Source organism: Bradyrhizobium tropiciagri, assembly GCF_001189845.1.
Classification (GTDB): Bacteria; Pseudomonadota; Alphaproteobacteria; order Rhizobiales; family Xanthobacteraceae; genus Bradyrhizobium; species Bradyrhizobium tropiciagri.
Map to the genome: position 1 here is coordinate 36,086 of NZ_LFLZ01000010.1, position 21,238 is coordinate 57,323.

Consider the following 21,238-nt stretch of genomic DNA (forward strand, 5'->3'; position numbering starts at 1 on the left):
CATGCCCCTTCCTCATCCGGGCTGACGTCAGCGCCCGCCGAACCTGCAGATCTGGAGAGCGAAGTTGAGCGCATCGGCGTTCCAGGGGCGGGCGTTGGCGATGCGCAACCGCTGTGCGAGGTAGAACCGCGGCAATATCATCAGGCGCTAAGAGTATCTTATTTGGCGTCCGAGAGCTGATCCAAAGGAGACCTTTCGATGATCAACTCATCCCCGGCAGCCCCTATCCTGGACCGGCTTAGCAACGCCTCGTCGGCAGAGGAGTTCTTTTCGCTGCTTGGCGTCGATTATGATCCGAAGATTGTAAATGTCGCGCGCCTTCACATCCTAAAGCGCATGGGACAATATTTCGCCAAAGAGCAATTTTCTGGCGCCACAGAGCCGGAAATCAGAGCTCGGTGCAAAGCGATGCTGGAGCAGGCTTATGCTGATTTCGTGGCATCGCCGCCGATTGATCAGCGAGTATTCAAGGTTTTGAAGGATGCGGTTGCAGGCCCAAGCAAACCGACAGCTTTTGTTCCGTTGAGCGAGCTGAAGTGACTTCGCGCTCCGCCGTAATGAGGTGTTCTCTAACGATTGCCGTGCGGTCTGAAAGCTCCTTCATCCAGATCATCTCTCGCCAGCCATGACCCGAGCGACGCTGTCGCATTCCCGACCCATGTCCGGACTGATCGTGTCCAATGCCCTGAGCGAGCATTTAAGTTTCTGTCAAATCATTGCTTCCGCCTGACTTTCGATGGTTCTTGCAAGTGGTACGACACTTGCTGTTGTCGTGCCTATCCCGTCATCGATGCTGACAGATGGCGGTCGTCCGAGATGAAAAAGGAACACCTATGACGCTGCTTCTACCGCCTACCGAACCATACGGCATGATCTCGCGGCTCACGCTCGCGCCCGGTCCGTTCGATATGGCCTTTGATGCGAACGAAGCCGACACCGACCGTGAGATGGTGGTCAGTGGCTAAGTCGTCCGTTGCGCAACATCTGGAGAGGGCATGTACATAGTCGTCAGCGCCGAGGTCCGCGGATGCGCGCAAAGTGGCATTCGTCGCAACGCGGATAGCAACATGCGTCCGGCGGAGGCGGCAAGGTGCCGGGGCTGGAGGCTGATCACGCAGTGCATGACTGGTGCGCAGCTTCAATCGCTTTGGTGGGCGCACCCGGTGCAGAGCGCTGGGCCGAAAGCAAGGCGTCGATACTGCAGAGCAGGCGGACGCAACAACTCTTCCGGGCACAGATGCCGTAGCGGCGTCGCCGGCACCGTGGCGCTTGTCGAACCGAGCGCGCGAGGCACTACCGTCGAGGACATCTCTGGCTCTGGCCCGCCCGGGGCGTCTACGTCGATGACGAGTTTTACTGCCTGGTCGGTTTGCACTAAGCGGGCCGGGCAGCCGAGCAGCCGGCCACTTGCTGATCAGAACTGATCCTCAATCAACTGAATCTAGATACAAACCTGTGGCGCGGGCGCACGTATTCATGAGGGGACTTTAAAGCATGAGCAATGTCACCAAAACGGCTGTGCCTGCGGCGGCCGGCCGGGCAGCAGCCAAGAAGGAACTGCCGGAGCACTTTAAGGCCTACAAGCATGTCTGGGTTTTCGTCGAGCTGGAGCGCGGCCAGGTGCATCCGGTTTCCTGGGAGCTCATGGGAGCGGGGCGCAGGCTTGCCGACAAGCTGAAGGTGAATCTCGCCGCGGTCGTTGTCGGCCCGGAGGGGCAGTCCACCCGTAACGCCGCACTTGAATCCTTTTGCTATGGGGCCGATCTGACCTATCTCGTGAGCGACAACGTTTTGGCGGATTACCGTAATGAATCCTATACCAAGGCGCTCACCGAACTCGTCAATACCTACAAGCCCGAGATCCTGCTGTTGGGCGCGACCACGCTGGGGCGCGATCTCGCGGGTTCCGTGGCGACGACTTTGTCAACGGGACTCACTGCCGACTGCACCGCGCTCGATGTCGACGCCGATGGTTCTCTTGCGGCGACGCGTCCGACCTTTGGCGGCTCGTTACTCTGCACGATCTATACCTTGAATTATCGTCCGCAGATGGCAACAGTGCGCCCGCGGGTCATGCCGATGCCTGAGCGCGTCGAACGTGATGCTGCCCGTATCATCGTCCATCCGCTCGGCCTTGTCGAAGACGATATTGTCACGAAAGTTCTGTCGTTCCTCCCAGATCGTGATTCCGAGACATCAAATCTGGCCTATGCCGACGTCGTGGTTGCGGGTGGCTTGGGACTGGGATCGCCTGAGAACTTCCGGCTGGTGCGCGAGCTCGCAACTCTTCTTGGCGCTGAATATGGCTGCTCGCGTCCTCTGGTGCAGAAGGGGTGGGTTACGTCTGATCGGCAGATCGGTCAGACCGGCAAGACGATCCGGCCAAAGCTCTATATTGCGGCCGGCATTTCCGGCGCGATCCAGCACCGGGTGGGTGTCGAGGGGGCGGATCTGATCGTCGCCATCAATACTGACAAACGTGCTCCGATCTTCGACTTCGCCCATGTTGCGATCGTCAGTGATGCCATGCAATTGCTGCCGGCGCTGACGGCGGCATTTCGCGCTCGGCTCTTGCCGAATTCGCGCGCCCGGATCGCGGTCTAGAGGAGATGATGATGATTGAAGAGAGGTTCGATGCCATCGTGGTAGGAGCCGGTATGGCTGGTAACGCGGCGGCGCTGTCCATGGCCAGGCAAGGCATGAAGGTGCTGCAGCTCGAGCGCGGCGAATATCCTGGATCGAAAAATGTGCAGGGCGCAATCCTCTACGCGGACATGATGGAAAAGCTAATTCCCGAGTTCCGCGAAGAGGCGCCGCTCGAACGTCATCTGGTTGAACAACGGTTCTGGATGATGGACGACCGCTCGCATGTCGGGATGCATTACCGCTCGGACGACTTCAACGAGGAGCGGCCGAACCGTTACACGATCATACGCGCGCAGTTTGACAAATGGTTCTCGTCAAAGGTGCGCGAAGCCGGCGCGACCGTGCTCTGCGAGACGACCGTGACGGAGCTCGTACGGGACGAGCGTGAAAGGATTGTCGGCGTTCGTACAGATCGCCGCGACGGCGAAATACATGCCGATGTCGTCGTGCTCGCTGAAGGGGTCAATGGTCTGCTTGGGACGCGCGCGGGCCTGCGCGCGCGGCCGACACCCGGTAACGTTGCGCTCGCCGTCAAGGAAATGCACTTCTTGCCTCGCGAGACCATCGAAGCGCGCTTCAATCTTAAAGGCGAAGAAGGCGTCGTGATCGAGGCGGCGGGCACCATTTCTCGCGGTATGACCGGAATGGGTTTCATCTATGCCAACAAAGAGTGTATTTCGCTGGGCATCGGTTGTCTCGTCGCCGATTTCCAGCGCACCGGCCAGACGCCCTACGGCTTGCTCGATCAATTCAAAAGGCATCCCTCTGTGTTGCCTCTGCTAGCAGGTTCCGAAGTCAAGGAATATTCGGCGCATCTCATCCCTGAAGGAGGCTACAAATCGATCCCGCAGCTCTACGGGGAGGGCTGGGTGGTCGTTGGCGATGCGGCGCAACTCAACAATGCCGTTCATCGCGAGGGGTCCAATCTCGCGATGACCTCAGGTCGCATAGCGGCCGAAGCGATCGGCCTGGTGAAATCGCGCGGCGAGCCGATGACAGCCACAAATCTGTCGCTCTACAAGAAGATGTTGGATGAGTCCTTCGTCATCAAGGACCTCAAGAAGTACAAGGATTTGCCGCCCCTGATGCATACTCACTCTCGAAACTTCTTCCTCACCTATCCGCAGCTCATCTCTAAGGCGATGCAAAACTTCGTGCGGGTCGATGGTACGCCGAAGATTGAGAAGGAGAAGGCGACCTTGAGATCGTTTGTCAAGGCGCGCTCATGGACCGGTCTGTTCGGCGATGCATGTCGTTTTGCGCGAGCCTGGCGCTAACCATTAAAAGTGCGAGTGCCAAGTATGGAAGGACAAAGCATGGATGCCGAACCCTCGGTGCGCGTGGAAGACAAGCTGTATTATAACCGCTACCTGGTCGACGTTGGTCGTCCTCACGTCAAGGTTCGCGCGCACACGACCCCATCGTCGGAGCTAGTTGCGCTTTTGAAGGCGTGCCCCGCTCGATGCTACGAGCTGAGCGATGAGGGGCGGGTTGAGGTAACCGTCGACGGCTGCATCGAGTGCGGCACCTGCCGGGTGATCGCCGAGCCCACCGGCGATATCCAGTGGAGTTACCCGCGCGGCGGATATGGGGTGCTGTTCAAGTTTGGCTGAGGGTAAGGTGAGGATGGAACGAAGCCGTGGTACGATCCGCCCCTAAGCGTCGGAACATTAACATATTCGCGCGTTCCGCCTCTGGCACGGTGCGAGCAATTTGAGCTAGACACGTATCAAGGTAACAGGTGTGGCGATACGGAACGGCGCCACACCCTGTCGATCGGATGGCAGAGGAGGAATCAGCCCGTTGCCTCGGATGGGCTCGGCCGAACGGCTTCGATAGCGATCGCCACTGACTGGACGATAGCAGCAGAGCGCACGGCAGTGAGGATCACCTCGGAGCTGACGCCCGCAGCTCTCAGTGTCTTCTCGTGGGCATCGATACAAGCACCGCATCCGTTTATGGCGGAGACAGCAAGTGACCATAGCTCGAAATCAGACTTGTCAACACCCGGACTGCCAATCACGTTCATGCGCAGCCGTGGCGGCATTGTCTTGTATTCCGGATTGGAGGCGAGGTGAACGAAGCGGTAGTAGACATTGTTCATCGCCATCACAGCGGCGGCGGATTTCGCTGCGGCGATCGCCACGGGCGTCATGACGGCGACCGCGGCGGATTCCATTGCGGCAATTACGTCTGCATTGCGGGTGGCAATTGCGCTCGCCAGCAGAAGCCCGTATTGCCGCTGCGGCGAGAGTGTCTCATCGGCCATCATGGAAGTCAGATTGAGCCTGACGTCCTTGGCGAAATCGGGGATCTTTTCGTTCAACTGTTCAATCGACGACATGCTGCCTCAAGCGACCTTCAGGACTTCGCCGCCGATTTCGCGATTGCAGGGACAGAGCTCGTCGGTTTGGAGAGCGTCCAGCACGCGCAGTGTGTCCTTGGGGCTGCGTCCGACGTTGAGATTGGTCGCGTAGACGTGCTGGATCGTATTGGCGGGGTCAACAATATAGGTGTAGCGATACGCGACCCCTTCGGGGGAACGCACACCAAGGCCATCGACCAAGGCCCCCTTCGTGTCGGCAAACTGCCAGATTGGCAGATTTTGCAAGTCGACATGTGAGCGTCGCCACGCAAGCTTGCAGAACTCGTTGTCAGTCGAGCCGCCCAGTATCACTGCATCGCGGTCAACGAATTCCTTGGAAAGCCTGGCAAACTCGGCGATTTCGGTCGGACAGACGAAGGTAAAGTCCTTGGGATAGAAGAAGATGATCTTCCATTTTTCTGGAAAGCTAGCTTCGGTCAATGTCTCGAATGCACTCTGCCCATCTTCTTCGTGCGCGTGAAAGCCAGGCTTCACGCCTGTGATCTCGAACGGCGGCAATTGACTTCCAATTCCAAGCATGCGGTCCTCACACGTTTGTTTTACGGACATGGTGGCCACGCTGGTGAAGCAAACGACATGCCATCAGTTCTCAAGAGCCGATTGTCCTGGTTGTGCCGCGCAGCGGCTTGGCTGCAGGGTTCGCCTCGCGCATTAAGGCCGCTCGAAACGGCACGTTGATCACCAACCTGCGAGGGTTTGCCGCATCTGAACAGGAATGAAACCTAACCAGGCTCGTTGCGGTGGCAATGAAGGCTTGAAATCAACGTAGCGTCAGGTTGTAAAGTGTCAACGCACATGCGGCCTATCGTTCTGAGGCGTCATGACTGCGAGGAGAGGCTTCGATATGTCAGGTTCTTTGGTGGTGCGCTGGAGCATGTTGGTGTGCAGGCATGGCCCGGTCGGCTGTAGCTGATATGAGGACATAAACAGTCGAGACGAAGCAGAATCTGCAGTACAAATGGCAGATACCGGAGGTCCAGCGGCAATCGGGTGGCCCAGTTTCCGTCCCGAGGTGCCGCATGCGACCTTGGCCGGGAGGATGGCCGAACGGCGCTGCTTTTCGAATGGCAGTTATCCAGCCGTCGTTTCTCTTGAATTGTTTTGAGGGGTAGCCAGCAATCACCTGTTGCCCTGGGGGCCGGAACGCCCTCTGCAGCAGCCAGGGCTGGGCAGATTTGCGTAATGCGCGCTCGGAGCGGGGCGCGATGACAGTCGCTTTTGTTGAATTTGACGATCTTGGCATCCGGCTTTCTTTGGCCGGAGGCTCTGTGATGGGTTGCACCGAAGCGCGAGCTGGTGCGTCTGTGAAGAGTCATCTCATCAAAGGAGAATGGTGTGGAACCGATCTATAACGATCCGAACTATTGGATGCGCTGGTACGCTGAGCAGCAGGAGCTGCAGCGCGCGCAACAAGAGGCAGAGGTCGGTCCTTCGGATCGAGCTGGCTTCGAGCAGCAGTTGGGGGGGCTGCAACTCCGTTCCCCTGAGGAGAGTTCGCCTGAGGCTGGTTCGCCCGACGCTCCGGCCGCACGCTCGCATGGAAATCTGCAGCGCGCGGACATTGGTGGTTCGATGCGGATGCCCCCAAGGTCCAGCCTGCAAGACAGTTCGTTCAGCAGCACGCGTTACAGCTCGATGCTCCGCACGCTCATCTTAGTTCGGCTGCAAACGATTACCGGTCTGACTTGCGGGACAGGCCATTTAGCAGCATGCGCTACGCAGCGCCCTCGGAAGCGCAATCGACGGCTCGGAGGAACGATAAAAAGTCCCGTGGAGTGTTTTCTAAGGTCAAATCAGGCTTCACCAAATTCTTTGGAGCAAGCCGTCGTGAGAAGGAGGCCGGCGGCCCACCGTCTGATGAACTCTACTCGGAGCTTCGCATCGACTTTGCAAAGCGCAGTCGCCCGTCCGAAGCGGACCTGGAGCTGATTGAAGAGTTCAAGACGGCATTGGGTAGCGCGAACCGTAAGACCAAGACCATCGAGAACTACGTGACGGCTCTTCGAATGTTCAGCGAGTTCCTTCGACCCAAAGGCATCACGCTAAAGGACCTGCTTGGCAACGCTGATCGACTAGCTGCCTATAAAGATGAATTTATGAAGGTGGCCAGCGCCAACAGCAGGAACTATGTGGGTGGAGCATTGGAAACACTCCGGAATTTGCAGGCTGGAAATCCCATTCCGGCCCCGGCCTTTGTGAATACACGAGAGCAACCGATGCATCCCCAGGACGAGCGGATGATCCACCAGTTCGCGGAAAACGTCAAAGACTACAGAATTACTCCCGATGGTACCAGAGGCCGCGGGACTGGAAAGGTCCCGGCTGCTACGATCAAGTCCAATGTGCAGGCGCTCAACACGTTTGCTCGTTGGCTCCGAGCGCAGAATAAGGGGCCATTGGCTCTTCGGGCGTTCAATGAGCCAAGGTCGCTCGCCGACGACATCGACGAGTACGTCGAAGCTGGCGGTGATGATCGTGACCGCCTCAGCGCGGCACTATCTCATCTGCGCAGGATCGGGGCTGACGGGCTCCAAGCTGTCGGTGCCGGGGCTCGGTTGATGGGACGCGAAACATTGTCGGCTCATCCGGAGGACATCTCCACCATCGATGACTTTTTGACCGACGCTCTGTCCAAGCTTGGATCTGACGCGACCAAGAAAGAGAAAGCCGCCGTTTCAACGATGGTTTCCCGGCTACGCTCCTTTAGTGATTGGCTTCAGAGGGAGGGTAGGCCGAGCATCATGGACCGAATCGACGGCAATGCTGCGCAGAAATCGTCATTGAACGCAGATTATTCGGCATTCAGTAAAGCCACAAAGCGGACAGCCCCACTCGATCTCTTTAGAGAATACCTAGGTCTCGAGCCCCAACAAGGATTTCGTCCTTACGACGACGACGCCAGTCTCATCGCGGGCCTTGCTAACGAAGAGCTGAGCAAGCTCGACCCGAGTTCCCAGAATAGGAGAAAAACCATTCAAAGTACTGCTTCGGCGCAGCGCAAGTTCAGTGATTGGCTCCGCACAGAGGGCAAGGCGAGCATCGCGAGCCGAATCAACGGCAATAATGAGCAGCAACGCTCGCTGGATGCAGACTACCGGGCTTACGCCGAAGCCAACGGGAAATCTGGCGTGACGCTCAAGAAGCTCAGGCAGTATGTGCAAGTCGTCGAGGCAAACAGAGCGCTGGGTGTATCCTTTCCTCAGCAAAGAGCAGGCTCGGACTCAACCTCCACCTCGACCTGGATACGAGATTTGCCGACGCCGCCGTCCGACTTCGAGTGGCCGACGCCTCAGGGCTCCTTTGGGGTGCCCGGTTGGCAGGGACCAGCCGGGTCGAGCTCGACTTGGTCCCCGCAACTGCCGTCCTATTTCGACTTTCCAACGCCGATGGGCGAGCCAGCTCGGTCCTCAGACATCTATCGGGGTCTCGGTTCTTTGGTTGACCTGCCGTCCACACCGCAGGACATGCGTGACGATGCCCAGTCAGGGTCGGTGCAGAGACCTCCGTTCTTCATCGGGCCATCGGGTATGCCTCAAGAGCTCGAGGACATCGGATATCTCGTCGGCGAGGATTGGCAGCATGGCTCCCAGCCGGTGCCGGATTTCCTGCTCGACGTACTGGACAATAGAATGCTGTTGCCGAGTTCGCGAATGGCTCCCCAGCCGGTCTCCATCAATGGGGAGACCTACTCCATCACGTTGGGTCCGCGAGGACGCCGCGACGCTCAGCTGATCCATCATCCTGGCCCGTCCTCGGCTCCTAAGGCCGGCGCTTCGGCTGCGAGTGCCTCTGCCGGCGACCGCAGCGGACGGGTTCTCGGAGCCAGGGAATGGCTGGGCGACGAGCATATCCAGCGGGACTACGAACTCCTGGCGCAGGAGTTGTGGGAGAGCAATCCAAACCTCGCCGTCAGGACTCGGTTCGTCGATCCTCTCATGGCCTTTCGGGTGGGCCAGGGGACCGATGCCGACGCGCTAACCGCATTCCATCGCATTGTCGACGATCGGAATGGCAACGATACAGCCGACTTCCTGTTCTTGCCGGTCAATGATGCCAGCGCCACGGACCTCGATCGCCGCGGCTCCCATTGGTCGTTGCTGCTGGTGGACCGCCGCGATCGCGACGGGCCGGTTGCCTACCACTACGACTCAGCTCAGGGATACAATGACAGACCTGCAGCAATGCTCGCAGCGCGGGTGGGAGCAGATCTGCAAGGTGCCTCCATACGCCAGCAGAGGAACGGCTATGACTGCGGTGTCTTTGTGGTCGACGGTACGCGGGCGCTGGTCAGGCGGCTCGCGGCAAGACGGCAGTCAGACCTCAGTCTCACCAATCTCGTCATTGATCGGCAGGCACTGCAAAACCGGCTGAGGGGCTGATATCGGCCGCGACTGAGTAGCGCCAAGTTGGTTGAACTGCGACTTCTCGCCGGTTGAACGTCCACAATCGGAGCCTTCGCAAAGCATCAAAGCATCAAAGCATCATGGTATCTCGTAACGAGGAGCGGAGCCTGGAGCTAGGGCTGTTTTTCAGAGACGGCGAAGGAGCCCGACTTGGCGATTTCGGAGCCGACGTATCCGGCGGTCGTACAGTCGTCATCAAGCGCTCCAGTAACAGAGTGCCTAAATAGTCGCAGCTGGGAATGAAAGCCCAGCTGCGCGCTAGGCGCGTGGAGATATCGCGCCACCATCGCTGAACGATTTGGTGATCGCAAAATAGCAACGTGCCAATATCACCGGGGAGAGTTCGCCAAGAGGCAAGACATCTAACTAGAACGGCTGTCAGAAGTGCTACGTCACGAGCGACTGGGTCGACGAATTCGGCGCGTGGGCGGCCGCCCCTTGCTTGCTGCCGGCAAAATGTGCTCATCTCGAGGAGGTCAACCAGGTCGCGAAGCGCCCGGAAAGCGATAGCTGCGGTCTTCGCAACTTCATTTGTGTCGAGCTTATAGACAAAGCTGCGCGGCCGACTTGCTCGGAAATCGAGATTTCTTGCCCTGACGTAATGTCCCCTGTGACCAGGCCGGGTACCGTGTGCGCCCGTCAAGTGTCGCGGATGATGCCGCCGACGCGTACGGCTTGTCGGGCGAGATCCTGGGCTAAATCGCCCTGTAGCACATCTACATCGTCTGGCCGGTCGAAGACGGCCGCAATATGCTTCCGATCTATCTCATCAAGATTGTCGCTCATCGTCGTACTGCGATTGCTGCTCGTTTCTCGTATCGGCACTTATCCGTCGAATACCTCCTGCTGATGTGGAAGGCCCTACGAGCAACCGCTCGGGGACTGCGACCGGCACGACGCGCGCGACCTCGGCGAATACGTCAATGCCATTGCTGATCCGTAGCGCATCAAAGGAGCGACGCGGGATGCGGGCCAGAAGCGGTACGCCGGAACGGCCAGTTTCGAGAGCCAGGACCAAGGTGACCTCAGCATCGTCGAACGGCAGAGAGGCTTTGATGCGTGCCGGAAAGACATTGAGGATAGAGCTGGCGCGCGGCGGCTCGCACGCGATGCTGACATCGCCGGCTGCGACGCGCAGCCGCAGCTGTGCGCCCGGCCTGAGCGGCGCTCCAGGGATCAACAGGCGCGCACCTTTGAGGCGGAGGATAATCAACCCATAGCGCCCGTCATAGCCGCCGACCACGGTATCAAGGCAGACTGCCGCATCGCCGCGCGCGGCAAGAGCCGGGGCGATCTGAACGACATTGAGTGGCCCGGCCGCAGTCACAACGCCATCTTTCATCATGACGAGATGATCGGCAAAGCGCTCGATGTCAGCCATGTCATGGCTGACATAGATCATGGGTAATGGGAGCTCTTCCCGCATGCGCTCGAGATACGACAAGATCTCGCATTTAGCGGAGCGGTCGAGCAAAATGAGCGGGTCGTCAAGCAAAAGTAGCCGAGGTTGTGCTAGCAGCGCGCTGCCCAGGGCGAGACGCTGTCGCTCGGCGTCAGAAAGATGTGATGGCGAACGCTCGAGCAGCGGGGTTAGTTCGAGCAATTCGACCACGCCATCAAAATCAATCAGTGTCGGTTTCGATTTCGACGCGTTGAACAGAAGGGTGCGCTTGACGGACAAATGAGAAAAAAGAATTGGGCGCTGGAATACATAAGCGACCGGACGCAGATGAGGCGGCCGAAAGGTCGTTTGATCTTGCCAAATCTCACCATCGATTGCGCAAAATCCACCCGGCAGACGCTGCACGCCGGCGATGCAGCGTGCGACCGCGGTCTTGCCGCAGCCAGGCGGGCCGAAAATTGCCGTGACGCCTTTCGCGGGTACGCTAAATTGGGCACTAACGGGATGTTTGCGATAGAGCCGTTGAAGGCGAATTCGATAAAGCCAGGTTTTGCTTCTCTCACGTGCCCGCGCCTGTTATGCATCTTTCTAAAAAGATCACGAGCAGAATCGCCGCGATCACCATGCCTCCGAGAGTCCAGTCTGTTGCGTTCCAGCGCGGTGTCTCCTCCCCAAGGGGGCCATAACGCGTGGCTGCGGCATTACAGATCGATGGTGTCACGATAAGCGGCTTGTTGAGTATCTCCGAGCCGTCGATGATCGAGGCAATCGGACGCTGCCCTGCGCGCTTGCCGATCACGCAGGGAGAGCCCAATTCCAGCATCGTGGAATGCTCAGCCGCCGGGTGGCCGAGGGTGTTCGTTGCAAGCTGAATTGGCGCCGCTTGTGATGTTTGACGGGAAGGCTGTCGGCTCGCGCCAGAGCTCAAGATTGGCTCTGCGGCCGAAATCCCCTCCCATGACGCCATAGTTTTGGTAGCAGATGTGAAGGCTACGCCGGCGTCCCAAATCGTGGCTTCTGCGCTCCCGGGTGCAAGCAGCATCAACGTCAGATCGATCAAGATCAACCGGATAAGCCTCATCTTTGACTCCGCGTCCGCTGCGGCCGCCTTCTTCGCGCCAGCACGTTAATCCTTGCCCAGCAATCCGCGTGCCGTTGCTGGGAATATGGTGCGCTGCTGGCGTGACAAAAGGGGCTTCGCGTCGGTCTCCGCCCGACGTCAAAGATGGTCGTACCTTATGGTAGGGTTTTGGACGCTCGCGTCATCAACCGCACATGCAGGGCGATGAGATGGAAGCTGGGCGGGGTACCATCGTCACTTGCGCTTTGGAGATGGTGCGTTGGCGAACAGGCGACCGTCAAACTCGCTAATAACGCATAAAGCGATATGATCCAGTTTGTCAGACCTGATCCCCCGGAGGAGAAGGTCGGCTCATTCGCAACCTGGGGGGGCTTGACTTGGCTGTCTAGAAGCTTTCGTGCTCGAGCTCCTGCGTTCTCGCTAATCACACGGAGTGTCGCGATCGTGACGGCCTATTTGTCTAAAGAGGGCCTTGGGGTGACGTTGGTGCGTGTGGGCAGTATCGGATAGTCGATCTTCGGAAACTGCCCGGTAAGCGAGTTTAGAAAGGCGACAATTTCGTCAGTTTCTTTGTCACTCAGTTTTATACCGAGTTGAACCTCACTCATCACGCCAACCGCTTGTTTGAGGCTCCAGACCTGACCGGAATGGAAGTATGGAGACCGCAATGCGACGTTACGCAATGGCGCGGAGCGGAAAACATACTCATCGCTAAGATTCTTAGTGACGGCAAAGCGTCCCCTATCGTCTCTCGGAAGCAAGTTTGCGGCGGGCCTTTCAATCACGCCGAACGGGAAGTAATCCTGTCCACCGACATTAATTCCGTTGTGGCAAGAGGAGCATCCCTTTTCGATGAATAGCTTTAGCCCGGCTTTTTGGTGGTCACTGAGAGCATATCCATCGCCCTCAAGGTACTGATCGAAGGGGGCGGCGGGTGTGATCAAGGTCGCCTCGAAAGCCTCGATGGCCTTGGCAAAATTTGCAAAGGTAACGGGCGCCGCATCGTTGGGGAACGCCTTACTGAACATAACGACATATTCCGTCATTGAGTTCAACGTGCTGAGCACGCGATCGGGCGTCGCATTCATTTCGACTCCGGCCTGGATAGGTCCCGCGGCCTGCGCCTTGAGGTCTGCCGCGCGCCCGTCCCAGAACTGTGCCACGTTGAAGACCGCGTTGAAGACGGTTGGCGCGCGACGTGTACCCTGTTGCCAGCGATGACCGATCGAAGTCGGACCGGCATCTACCCCGCCCATCCCAACGTTATGACACGTGTTGCAGCTAATGACCTCGCTCGCCGAAAGCCTCGGATCGAAGAACAAGGATTTGCCAAGGATGACCTTTTCGTGAGTGATCGGGTTGTCCTTCACCGCTGGAACCATTGAGGGGATCGGCTTGAATAGTCGCCTGGCGGCGCTCATTAGATCATCATTGGCACCTGCCGCTGACGAAACCAGAATGGCAATAGCCACGACAAATAGCTTGCCAACGATGTAAAGCCCGTCTGCCGCTGGTTTCCTCATATTAAGCCTCGTTCGTCGTAGATTATGCAATCGCGAACATAGAGCGGTGCGCGCGAGTCAGTCCGTCCGAAGAACGACTCGCAGCAATCAACGACGAATGATATCTTCAGCGTTGCGGCTAGGCTGCGCCCAGCTCACGCGCCGAGTAGCAACTGCCGTGCCAACGGGGCTCAAGGTCGAAGCCGCTGAGCTGGGGGCGAGCAGTTGCAAACCTGGAATAGCAGCAAGCAATCTAAGCCTGCGGAATCCACGGTAAGATCATTGGCTCGGACGACGAACAAGCCAGCCGACTCGGCGACAACTTCTCGCCGATCGTCCCAGCGGGTGTCCTTTGCGCCTTCAATCTCAACACCAAGCCGAGCGATCATCGACCAACACCGGTGACGTATCGTACACTGAACCGGTGAAGCGTGCAGCTGGCGGGAGTTCGTCCACAATGCGGATATGCCTGTCTCAGGGCGTATTTATGCTCGCTGGACGCTCAAAATGCTTGAATCGATCGTGGCGTCAGGTTGTAGGCATTGCGAAGTAGAACTCTCGCACCAGGGGACGCCACATTGGGAACTAGCTTCGCGAATGTCACAAAGGCTGGAGCGCATTGCGCGCGCTGCAAAGCGCAACCGACCTCTCGGTCTTCGCAGTGAACGTGTTGCGCGTAGTGAGACGATGATTCGGGAGACCGTAATGATTGCGGCGGCGCCACGACGGCTGCTGCCGAGCTGCCGCCTGGTTCCTGGTAAACAGATGATGCTCGTTGGGAAAATAACAATAGTGAAGGATATGCGGCTTAAGACGAGCGCTATCTGGCGAGCTAAGGGTTTGGTGAATCAAGAGCGACGAATGGGGTGGACTTACAATGCGCACCGCCGCGCAACTATCCTTGCTGCGATCGCGATCGCAGCCATGTGGTGCACAGGATACGCTTGCGCGCGAGATCGGCGGGCCGAAGAGGTCCTCACGTCGTGCAGACCAGACGTAATGCGCTTCTGTGAGCGCTTCACAGGACGGAGGGATGTAGACGCAGCCATGTTTTGTCTTAGGGACAATTTCAAAAGCTTGGGCGTCGAATGTCGCCGCGCGATGCCAACTGCGGCGGACAGAAGCGGCGGACCGAAACGACGCCTCAATAGGGTTCCGATCGTCCTTCATCGAGAGTGAGCCGTCCGAGCAGAGGTTACAGAGGTTGACGCACGGTGCCGTGTTCCAGGCTGATTGGCGCCGGACGTTGACTAGCTTGCTGTTCGAAAGTCTATCGCGCTGGAACGTCACGCTACCGAGTCGGAGCTCATCCAACCGCGGCACTGAACTTCGATTGACCTCGTTCGGCGATCGACTGGGCCACCACGCGTGTTACGAGGTCATGGTGCGCTCTGAGGTTCGATGTGCTACTATGGCGGTTGCCGGCGCTGCAGTCCGTTCGTCGGACAAGGCAACCGCGAAGTTACCGTCGTCTGGCTGGAAATGGTCCGACGAACGAATCCGGTTCAACGTCGGAAGTCGTTAGGCCGCACATCGTTCAGGAATCCGTGTTGTCCATTAATATGGCGTTGTTGTCGGCAGCCTAGCATTTCCAGCAGGTGACTAGATCGACTATGCTTGGCAAAAGATCGCCGGAATGCTCGCGTTGGGCACATTCGATCGCGCCCTTCCAGATATTGTCGCCTTTGGATTAGGTTGGGCTGGAGAGTGCAAATCGAGCCGAGAAACTGCTGAGGTTAGCTCCCAATCGAATTCGAGAAGGAACTGCTTGATGCCATTGCGGCGTTTTCGATGGGCGCTTCAGAGGAGCCGCTTGGCTGGGGCGTGGTGCTCTTGGTCGAATTCACTTTAGGGTTCAAGGCCAAAGGAAACGTCGTCGACAAGAGCCGCTCAAAGGCAGACAGCTGTTCGAGCAGGTGCTTCTCAATGCCCTTGCGCTCTGCGCCAGATAGGCCCGTTTTAAGTAACCGACGGCAGCGCCAGATCTCGTTCCGCAGCCACCTGATCTCACTTAATCTATCGTCGATCGAAGTCATTGCAGATGTAGTTCACTTTGCCATTCGGAGCATTACGCACGCGGATCGTCATGAGTACCGGTGCCGCCGCATTCATGTCGAATAATTCCGTCTGAGGACTTGCGACTTCCCACCCGTTTCTGCGCAGATGTGGCGAGCAGTTCGATTGGTACAAGGCTCCTGTTAATCGATATCACCTTGCGGCCCGCGTCTGACGAAAAATCGTGGCAGTTCCACGGGTTTTCACTGCGCCGTGATGGCGTATCTTGCACAATTCCTGCGCTCTACAATTTATTTGTGCGTATCAGATACCAAGGATGGTGAGATGCTAAGTCACGTCCGGCATTAGGTGGCTTTAGCATGAGCTGGTAAAGCATGGCGCATGTCGCGAAGGTCTTTATGGCACCAAAACCTACAAGCGTCCGGTGGCTTTGTTGATTGTCCAGGCTGGGCGCGACCTGAGGGCCCTCATCCACAGCATGGGAAATGGCATGGCGGAGATGTTCTCCCTATGGGGAAGGGTGGGGCGGGCCTGAGCGCGACCGACGGCGCTCGCGAACCGATCAAACAAAGCGCATGAGCCAAGGGTGGAATCTCAGCTATCGACGGCAAATGTAGCTGGACGCGGTGTCGAACTGAATAACCACTCCACCGGAAATCGTTGCAATCGATATCCGCCTTATACAATCCGCCTGCGCCTCAGGAGGTCGATTTACAGCTTGAATCTCACGCTGCGACAGGTTGTAGACTTGCCGATGCATCAAGACAAAGCTCAGGATGGGGCGCGCGTCGACGGCTCATTGGCAAATCGAGATGAGGGGGAATGGCTTGCTGATTGCCAATCTTGTTCAGGCGATGGCCAGGAAGGGCAGTTGCACCGTCGCCACGGGAACGCTGGGCCAGCCGTTGTCAAGGGCTGGCAAATGGTGTCGCCATATGGCTGGAACGATGAAATGAAACGGGCAGCAAAATGTGGTTGGCCACAACTGCAATCACGTTTTTAGTCGCGCAGGGCAAGTGCGCAGAGTGAACAGCCCGGCGCTCGCAGGCAGATGCTGCAAAGAGCGTGGACGATTAATATCCAGCCAGAGGCGATGACTGCTTGCATATAGCCGCAGGGTGCTTCGATGAAAGCTCGGAAGGTCTTATGTCCGTTCAAACTAGTCTCACGACGGCGTTAAGTGAAATCGATCGCGCTGTCGGCATTGTTGAATTCTCGACTGCAGTCGTCAGGCGCGACAAGCAACTGTGCAAGGCGGACCTGCCGGTGTTTCTGCAACAAGCAGCCGTTGAGTTTCAATCCAGATTTCTACCGAGTTTCGAGGAAAGCATCCGTGCAGAGAAATCGTGGGGCTATGCGACGACATGCAATGCGGTGAGCCGAAGGGCTGGAGGTCAGGCGGGTCGGGATACTTGCGAGAGAATAGCTTCTCGCGTGTCGCAGCTGGACCATGCTCTGATGAAGAAGATCGGTATCAGGGCGCTTTCCATATTTGCGGCATCATTCGGCAGGCACGCCAGGAGAGCGGAATGTCGCCAAGGGGCGGTCCGAATAGCCAAATTTTGTCGCGAGGAAAGCAGATCGCTTCAAGAATTGAACAATCTCAGCCTGGCAGGGCTGATAAACGGCTTCAGCAAGTGGCCGGACGGGAGTGACTTTCGACAGGCCGCGGTTGCAATCGCGGGCGAGGTCATTCGCCGAGCGGGCAGCCACCATCAGCTCTCTGAATTTAGACAGCAAGGGTTGGTGAGCCTGGTAAACGGATTTAGCAAATGGCCAGAAGAGGCGGCCTCGCGCCAAGCCGCGGCCACGCTTGCACTGGAAATCTTGCGGCGCCCCCGCCGGGTCGCCGATTTCGCTCAGCAGGGGTTGGCCATCCTTGTAAACGGTTTTAGCAAGTGGCCTGAGGAGTTGCCCTGTGGTCAAGTCATCGTCGCGGTTGCAACCGAAGTGCTGGGACGTGCGACGCGGTTCCACGAGTTTAGCGAGCAGGATCTGGCGAATTTGGTGAATGGCTTCAGCAAATGGCCAGAGGAGAATGCATCTCGTCAGGCAACATTTGCGATCGCAAGTGAGCTCCTGCGCCGTGCCGTCCAGCTTCCGGATTATACCCAGCAAGGATTGGCGAACCTGGTGAACGGGTTCTGCAAATGGCCTGAAGATGCGACTTGTCGTAAGGCTGCGGTCGCGATCGCCGGTGAAGTATTTTGCCGTGCTGCCCAGCTCCCCGATCTGACTCAGCAGGGGCTGTCAAGCCTGGTGAACGGTTTTAGTAAGTGGCCCGAAGAGGCCGCGTCTCGCCGAGCCGCGGTCGCACTCGCTCGCGAGGTCCTGCGCCGCGCCGCTCAGCTCTGCGAGTTCTCACAGCAGGGACTTGCGAACCTAGTCAGCGGCTTCAGTAACTGGCCGGACGAACTGCCGTGCGGTCAAGCGACCGTCGTGCTCGCAGGCGAGGTCCTTCGCCGCGCGGATCGGAGGACGGGGCTCTCGGATTTCACTACCCAGGATCTCAGGGGCCTGCTGATCGGCTTCAACAAATTGCCACAAGAAAGTGCCGCCCGCCAGGCCACGATCACGATCGTCAATGAGGTCCTTGGGCGCGGTATCAGGCTCTTTAATTTTACCAAGCTGGAAGCGGAGAGTTTGCTGAGTGGCTTTAGCAGGTGGCCGCAACACGCCGCCGGGCAAGGGAGGGTGACTGAGATCATCAGGCCGCTGCAACTCGCGTCTGAGACTGCGTAGGCCCTGAGAGGAGAAGCGACGTTAGCAGATGAGGCGATCGAAGCAAGAAAGCGCCAGCTAGCAATGTTCGATACTCATGGGGCGATGTCATGACACGACAACCCGGAACAATGAGAGGTGTCATAGCTCTATCGGCGATGCCCATATTGTACAGAATTGAGCGACTAATCAGAAGGACGTAGATTCGTGAGTCAGGCTGAAAATGACGTCGTCGAGCATATGCTCTCATCATTGACGATCAGCTTGTTTCAGAATCGTATCGCGCCATCCGACGAACAGGTGATGTATCATTTCGGGCTGGCCTGCGAAAGAGCGGGGTTGATCGCGACGGAAGAGGTCGCAATACGGATATTGAAGCGCGTGTCGCGCGAGATCAACCAAGCGCAGTCGGTGCTTGAGTTCGTTGGTCGCGGTGAGGGTTGGCTACACTGAGCGCAACGTAAGGAAATTCGATGCCGACAGCGATGTGCAGTGTCTGTTCGATTCGGGAGGGATCCGCGAGAGCCGCTTGCTTGCCGCAAGCCGCGAAAGCGCCAGTCGAGCTTGAGGATCATGTCCGCGGTCGTTAGTAGCTGAAGGCTAATCATTCAGGTCGGCTTTGCTGATTGGGTACGCGCCTTGGCCCTCGGTGAGGAGCGAGCGCGTTACGCGCAAAAATCTACTAGCGTTCGGCTCGTCGATCAACACAACGTCTCCCAGGAAGGGGTAGCCGACCTCGACCGCACAGGAGCGGCAACGTCGCCGTCCTGTCAGCATCACGCTGCCGGCGTGCCGCCGCTCGGACACCAAATTTACCGAGCAGGAAACTGTTTCGTTCCCGTCGGACTTTCTGCGGAGCGCTGCGCCTAAGCGTCGAGAGACATCGAAGGAATGTTGGGCGACGCATTGATCATCGCTTCGAGGCTGTCAGCTTGCCGACAGCTATATCTCGTAGGCTGAATGTCCCGAATTGCTGGCAAGGCCGGCTCGATGTGCTCAGGCGTGGCAGGAAAGGGGAGATGAATTCCAGTATCAACCCGATCCGCGAGCGAGGGCCTTTGAGATTGGTCCTCGGTCGCCATCGGGCGCAGAGTAATCGCACCAAGCCCTGCGTGGCGACCGCTTCGTGATGTGCTCTCGTCAGCCGATGAAACGCACCCATAGCGGGGCTCTACCAGCTTCATGATACGCCGCCCCGGTGCATTCGCTTCCTTTAGCTACCGAAGAGACGACATCTGTGAATGCAGAACAGCTTGGCACTGGGACTTCTTCCGAAGCTTCCGATTGGGAAAGCTCTGAACCAGGGTCACCGGCCTCATCGCAATGGGACGAAGCCTCGACGGAAGCGCAGGCGTCTGCCGACTTGCCGGATCAGGTCTTGACGGATTGGTCTGCCGAAGACTGGCAGGGGCAGCATGAGGATCGGCAGCTGGTGGAAAGTCGAATAAGGGCCTGGAGGGACACGGGCGATCTCAATGAACCAATAGATCTGTCGTCCCTGTCACTGACCAACTTGGCGGCCCCGATCCCGGCCGGCTTGCGCCGCCTGAATGTCGACGACAATCAACTGAGCAGCCTTCCCGAAACTCTTCCGGCCAGTCTGCAGCGGCTCTACGCGAACAATAATCGGCTGACCGGCCTGCCCGAGCTTCCGCCCAGTCTGCGACGGCTCTATGCCATTAGCAACGGGCTGTCCAGCCTGCCCGCAGAGCTGCCGCCTGGATTGCGGCGCCTGAATGTCGACAACAATCAGTTATCCAGTCTCCCCGATCGCCTTCCAGCGACGCTTCAGGAGTTGGATGTCTCGGGTAATCAGCTGACTCGTCTGCCCGAGCTTCCAGCCGGGCTCGAGCACCTGAATGTCGACTATAACCAACTGACCGATCTGCCCGAGCCTCTTCCGGCCGGGCTTGAATGGCTTAGTGCCAGCCATAATCGGCTAACCAGTCTGCCCGAGACGTTTCCGGCCGAGCTGCTATGGCTTGGCGCCAGCAACAACCAGCTAACCAGCGTGCCCGAGACTATGCTGACACAGCTAAGCCGCGACGCGAGTGTTGACCTGGAGAACAATCCTCTGTCCGACGCGGTGCAGGCCGGCCTGGCGACTGCCATGCATGCCGGAGACTATGCTGGCCCGCAGGTTTTCTTCTCGAACACCGCAGGCGCGGTGCAAGTTGAGCCGCGGTCGCTGCAGGAGGTTGTCGCGCACTGGCTCGAGGGCGAGCCCGCAGCAATAACCGCTTGGCAGGCCTTCGCCGAAGAGCCGGGTGCCTTAGATTATGCACGCTTTCTCGATAGGCTCCGCGGCACCGTGAACTATGGTAACGACGCGTTCCGGCACGCGGTCGTCGAAGATCTGCGGCAGGCAGTCATCAGGCCGAATTTACGCGAGCAGTATTTCGAACTAGCCTCCGGAGCGAGCGCGAGCTGCGAAGATCGCATCACTTTGTCCTGGAACGGCATGCAGAGCGCACGCGTGAACGCGGATGTCGAGGACGGCGCCTATGACGGACGCCTTGGCGAACTGCTCCAGCACGGCCGCGTCATGTTTCGCTTGGAGGCCCTGGACCGAATCGCGCGCGAGACCGTCAACTCGCTTCGTCGAACCGATCCGGACACGGACGTCGATGAGATCGAGGTCTACCTTGCCTACCAAACCCAACTGCGTGATGCGCTGGAGCTGCGGCACATCGCTCCCGATATGCGCTTCATGAGCGTCTCTCACGTTACCGGGGACGATGTCGCCAGGGCCGAGACGGCAGTGCGGAACCAGGAAGCGACCGAATTTGCGCAGTTCCTGGCGACCCGATGGCAGCCATGGGAAAGTGTGCTAAGACGCATCGCGCCCGAAGACTATGCTGAGATGCAGGAACGGCTCGTCGATGCGATGGGCGAGCCGTTTCAAGCCCGCTTGGATCGGCGGCTGGCGGAGGATGGGTTGACAGGCGACGCCGATGCCGAGCGGGTGCTCGGCGCCCAGATACGCAACGAGATCGCCCGCGAGATCAAAGGCGCGGTCATGGACCGGGTGCTCGGGGAGCTCGGCTTCGAGCTATGAGCTCCTCCGCTGGCATCATCGAT

At 58.3% G+C, this 21,238-nt stretch carries 16 protein-coding genes; 9 read left to right on the forward strand and 7 right to left on the reverse strand.

What is annotated here, in order from left to right; all coding sequences use genetic code 11:
* The first annotated feature begins 198 nt into the window (after positions 1 to 198).
* The 5 genes from nifW (at position 199) to AKN84_RS10775 (ending at position 4,259) form a co-directional block, all read left to right on the forward strand.
* Positions 199 to 540 (forward strand): nitrogenase stabilizing/protective protein NifW, encoded by a 342-nt coding sequence (gene nifW / locus AKN84_RS10760; RefSeq protein WP_050420688.1) that lies wholly within the window; start codon positions 199 to 201, stop codon positions 538 to 540.
* A gap of 293 nt (positions 541 to 833) precedes the next feature.
* Positions 834 to 965, forward strand: coding sequence for a hypothetical protein (locus AKN84_RS49930; protein WP_283805501.1), 132 nt, complete (start codon positions 834 to 836; stop codon positions 963 to 965).
* Between the two features lie 529 nt (positions 966 to 1,494).
* Positions 1,495 to 2,604 carry an electron transfer flavoprotein subunit alpha/FixB family protein gene (locus tag AKN84_RS10765; RefSeq protein WP_050420689.1) on the forward strand — a complete coding sequence of 370 codons (1,110 nt, stop codon included), beginning with the start codon at positions 1,495 to 1,497 and terminating at the stop codon, positions 2,602 to 2,604.
* A gap of 11 nt (positions 2,605 to 2,615) precedes the next feature.
* On the forward strand, positions 2,616 to 3,923 hold the full coding sequence (locus AKN84_RS10770) for an FAD-dependent oxidoreductase (protein WP_050420800.1): 1,308 nt from the start codon (positions 2,616 to 2,618) through the stop codon (positions 3,921 to 3,923).
* Between the two features lie 39 nt (positions 3,924 to 3,962).
* Positions 3,963 to 4,259, forward strand: coding sequence for a ferredoxin family protein (locus tag AKN84_RS10775; protein WP_050420801.1), 297 nt, complete (start codon positions 3,963 to 3,965; stop codon positions 4,257 to 4,259).
* Positions 4,260 to 4,441: 182 nt separating this feature from the next.
* Here AKN84_RS10775 and ahpD read toward each other — a convergent pair whose 3' ends face one another.
* Positions 4,442 to 4,990 (reverse strand): alkylhydroperoxidase, AhpD family, encoded by a 549-nt coding sequence (gene ahpD / locus AKN84_RS10780; protein ID WP_050420690.1) that lies wholly within the window; start codon positions 4,988 to 4,990, stop codon positions 4,442 to 4,444.
* A gap of 6 nt (positions 4,991 to 4,996) precedes the next feature.
* Positions 4,997 to 5,551, reverse strand: a complete 555-nt coding sequence (locus AKN84_RS10785; RefSeq protein WP_050420691.1) for a peroxiredoxin — start codon at positions 5,549 to 5,551, stop codon at positions 4,997 to 4,999.
* Positions 5,552 to 6,741: 1,190 nt separating this feature from the next.
* Between AKN84_RS10785 and AKN84_RS10795 the strand changes: the two genes are divergently transcribed.
* Positions 6,742 to 9,411: a Ulp1 family isopeptidase gene (locus AKN84_RS10795; protein WP_050420693.1), complete on the forward strand. Its 2,670-nt coding sequence runs from the start codon at positions 6,742 to 6,744 to the stop codon at positions 9,409 to 9,411.
* 94 nt (positions 9,412 to 9,505) lie between these two features.
* On the opposite strand, the gene AKN84_RS50645 is transcribed toward AKN84_RS10795, so the two are convergent.
* The 5 genes from AKN84_RS50645 to AKN84_RS10810 form a co-directional block, all read right to left on the reverse strand.
* Positions 9,506 to 10,078, reverse strand: a complete 573-nt coding sequence (locus AKN84_RS50645) for a DUF2478 domain-containing protein (protein ID WP_128970654.1) — start codon at positions 10,076 to 10,078, stop codon at positions 9,506 to 9,508.
* On the reverse strand, positions 10,075 to 10,221 hold the full coding sequence (locus AKN84_RS47255) for a hypothetical protein (RefSeq protein WP_157863274.1): 147 nt from the start codon (positions 10,219 to 10,221) through the stop codon (positions 10,075 to 10,077). The genes AKN84_RS50645 and AKN84_RS47255 overlap by 4 nt, the downstream gene beginning before the upstream one ends.
* Positions 10,205 to 11,371, reverse strand: coding sequence for a molybdenum ABC transporter ATP-binding protein (gene modC / locus AKN84_RS10800; RefSeq protein ID WP_128970655.1), 1,167 nt, complete (start codon positions 11,369 to 11,371; stop codon positions 10,205 to 10,207). Before modC ends, AKN84_RS47255 begins: the two co-directional genes overlap by 17 nt.
* 25 nt (positions 11,372 to 11,396) lie before the next feature.
* On the reverse strand, positions 11,397 to 11,918 hold the full coding sequence (locus tag AKN84_RS48870; RefSeq protein WP_244485015.1) for a hypothetical protein: 522 nt from the start codon (positions 11,916 to 11,918) through the stop codon (positions 11,397 to 11,399).
* 452 nt (positions 11,919 to 12,370) lie between these two features.
* A complete protein-coding gene (locus tag AKN84_RS10810; RefSeq protein ID WP_128970656.1) occupies positions 12,371 to 13,441 on the reverse strand; it encodes a cytochrome-c peroxidase in 1,071 nt (356 codons plus the stop codon).
* Between the two features lie 3,141 nt (positions 13,442 to 16,582).
* Here AKN84_RS10810 and AKN84_RS10820 point away from each other — a divergent pair.
* The 3 genes from AKN84_RS10820 (at position 16,583) to AKN84_RS10830 (ending at position 21,215) form a co-directional block, all read left to right on the forward strand.
* A complete protein-coding gene (locus AKN84_RS10820) occupies positions 16,583 to 18,178 on the forward strand; it encodes a hypothetical protein (RefSeq protein WP_050420696.1) in 1,596 nt (531 codons plus the stop codon).
* Positions 18,179 to 18,364: 186 nt separating this feature from the next.
* A complete protein-coding gene (locus AKN84_RS10825; RefSeq protein WP_244485016.1) occupies positions 18,365 to 18,610 on the forward strand; it encodes a hypothetical protein in 246 nt (81 codons plus the stop codon).
* A 784-nt stretch (positions 18,611 to 19,394) separates the two neighbouring features.
* Positions 19,395 to 21,215, forward strand: coding sequence for an NEL-type E3 ubiquitin ligase domain-containing protein (locus AKN84_RS10830; protein WP_050420697.1), 1,821 nt, complete (start codon positions 19,395 to 19,397; stop codon positions 21,213 to 21,215).
* The last annotated feature ends 23 nt before the right edge of the window (positions 21,216 to 21,238 follow it).

Coding starts and splice junctions, on each gene's coding strand:
- nifW (WP_050420688.1), top strand. CDS start 199: ATGATCAACTCATCCCCGGCAGCCCCTATCCTGGACCGGCTTAGCAAC.
- AKN84_RS49930 (WP_283805501.1), top strand. CDS start 834: ATGACGCTGCTTCTACCGCCTACCGAACCATACGGCATGATCTCGCGG.
- AKN84_RS10765 (WP_050420689.1), top strand. CDS start 1,495: ATGAGCAATGTCACCAAAACGGCTGTGCCTGCGGCGGCCGGCCGGGCA.
- AKN84_RS10770 (WP_050420800.1), top strand. CDS start 2,616: ATGATTGAAGAGAGGTTCGATGCCATCGTGGTAGGAGCCGGTATGGCT.
- AKN84_RS10775 (WP_050420801.1), top strand. CDS start 3,963: ATGGATGCCGAACCCTCGGTGCGCGTGGAAGACAAGCTGTATTATAAC.
- ahpD (WP_050420690.1), bottom strand. CDS start 4,990: ATGTCGTCGATTGAACAGTTGAACGAAAAGATCCCCGATTTCGCCAAG.
- AKN84_RS10785 (WP_050420691.1), bottom strand. CDS start 5,551: ATGCTTGGAATTGGAAGTCAATTGCCGCCGTTCGAGATCACAGGCGTG.
- AKN84_RS10795 (WP_050420693.1), top strand. CDS start 6,742: ATGCGCTACGCAGCGCCCTCGGAAGCGCAATCGACGGCTCGGAGGAAC.
- AKN84_RS47255 (WP_157863274.1), bottom strand. CDS start 10,221: ATGAGCGACAATCTTGATGAGATAGATCGGAAGCATATTGCGGCCGTC.
- AKN84_RS48870 (WP_244485015.1), bottom strand. CDS start 11,918: ATGAGGCTTATCCGGTTGATCTTGATCGATCTGACGTTGATGCTGCTT.
- AKN84_RS10810 (WP_128970656.1), bottom strand. CDS start 13,441: ATGAGGAAACCAGCGGCAGACGGGCTTTACATCGTTGGCAAGCTATTT.
- AKN84_RS10820 (WP_050420696.1), top strand. CDS start 16,583: ATGTCCGTTCAAACTAGTCTCACGACGGCGTTAAGTGAAATCGATCGC.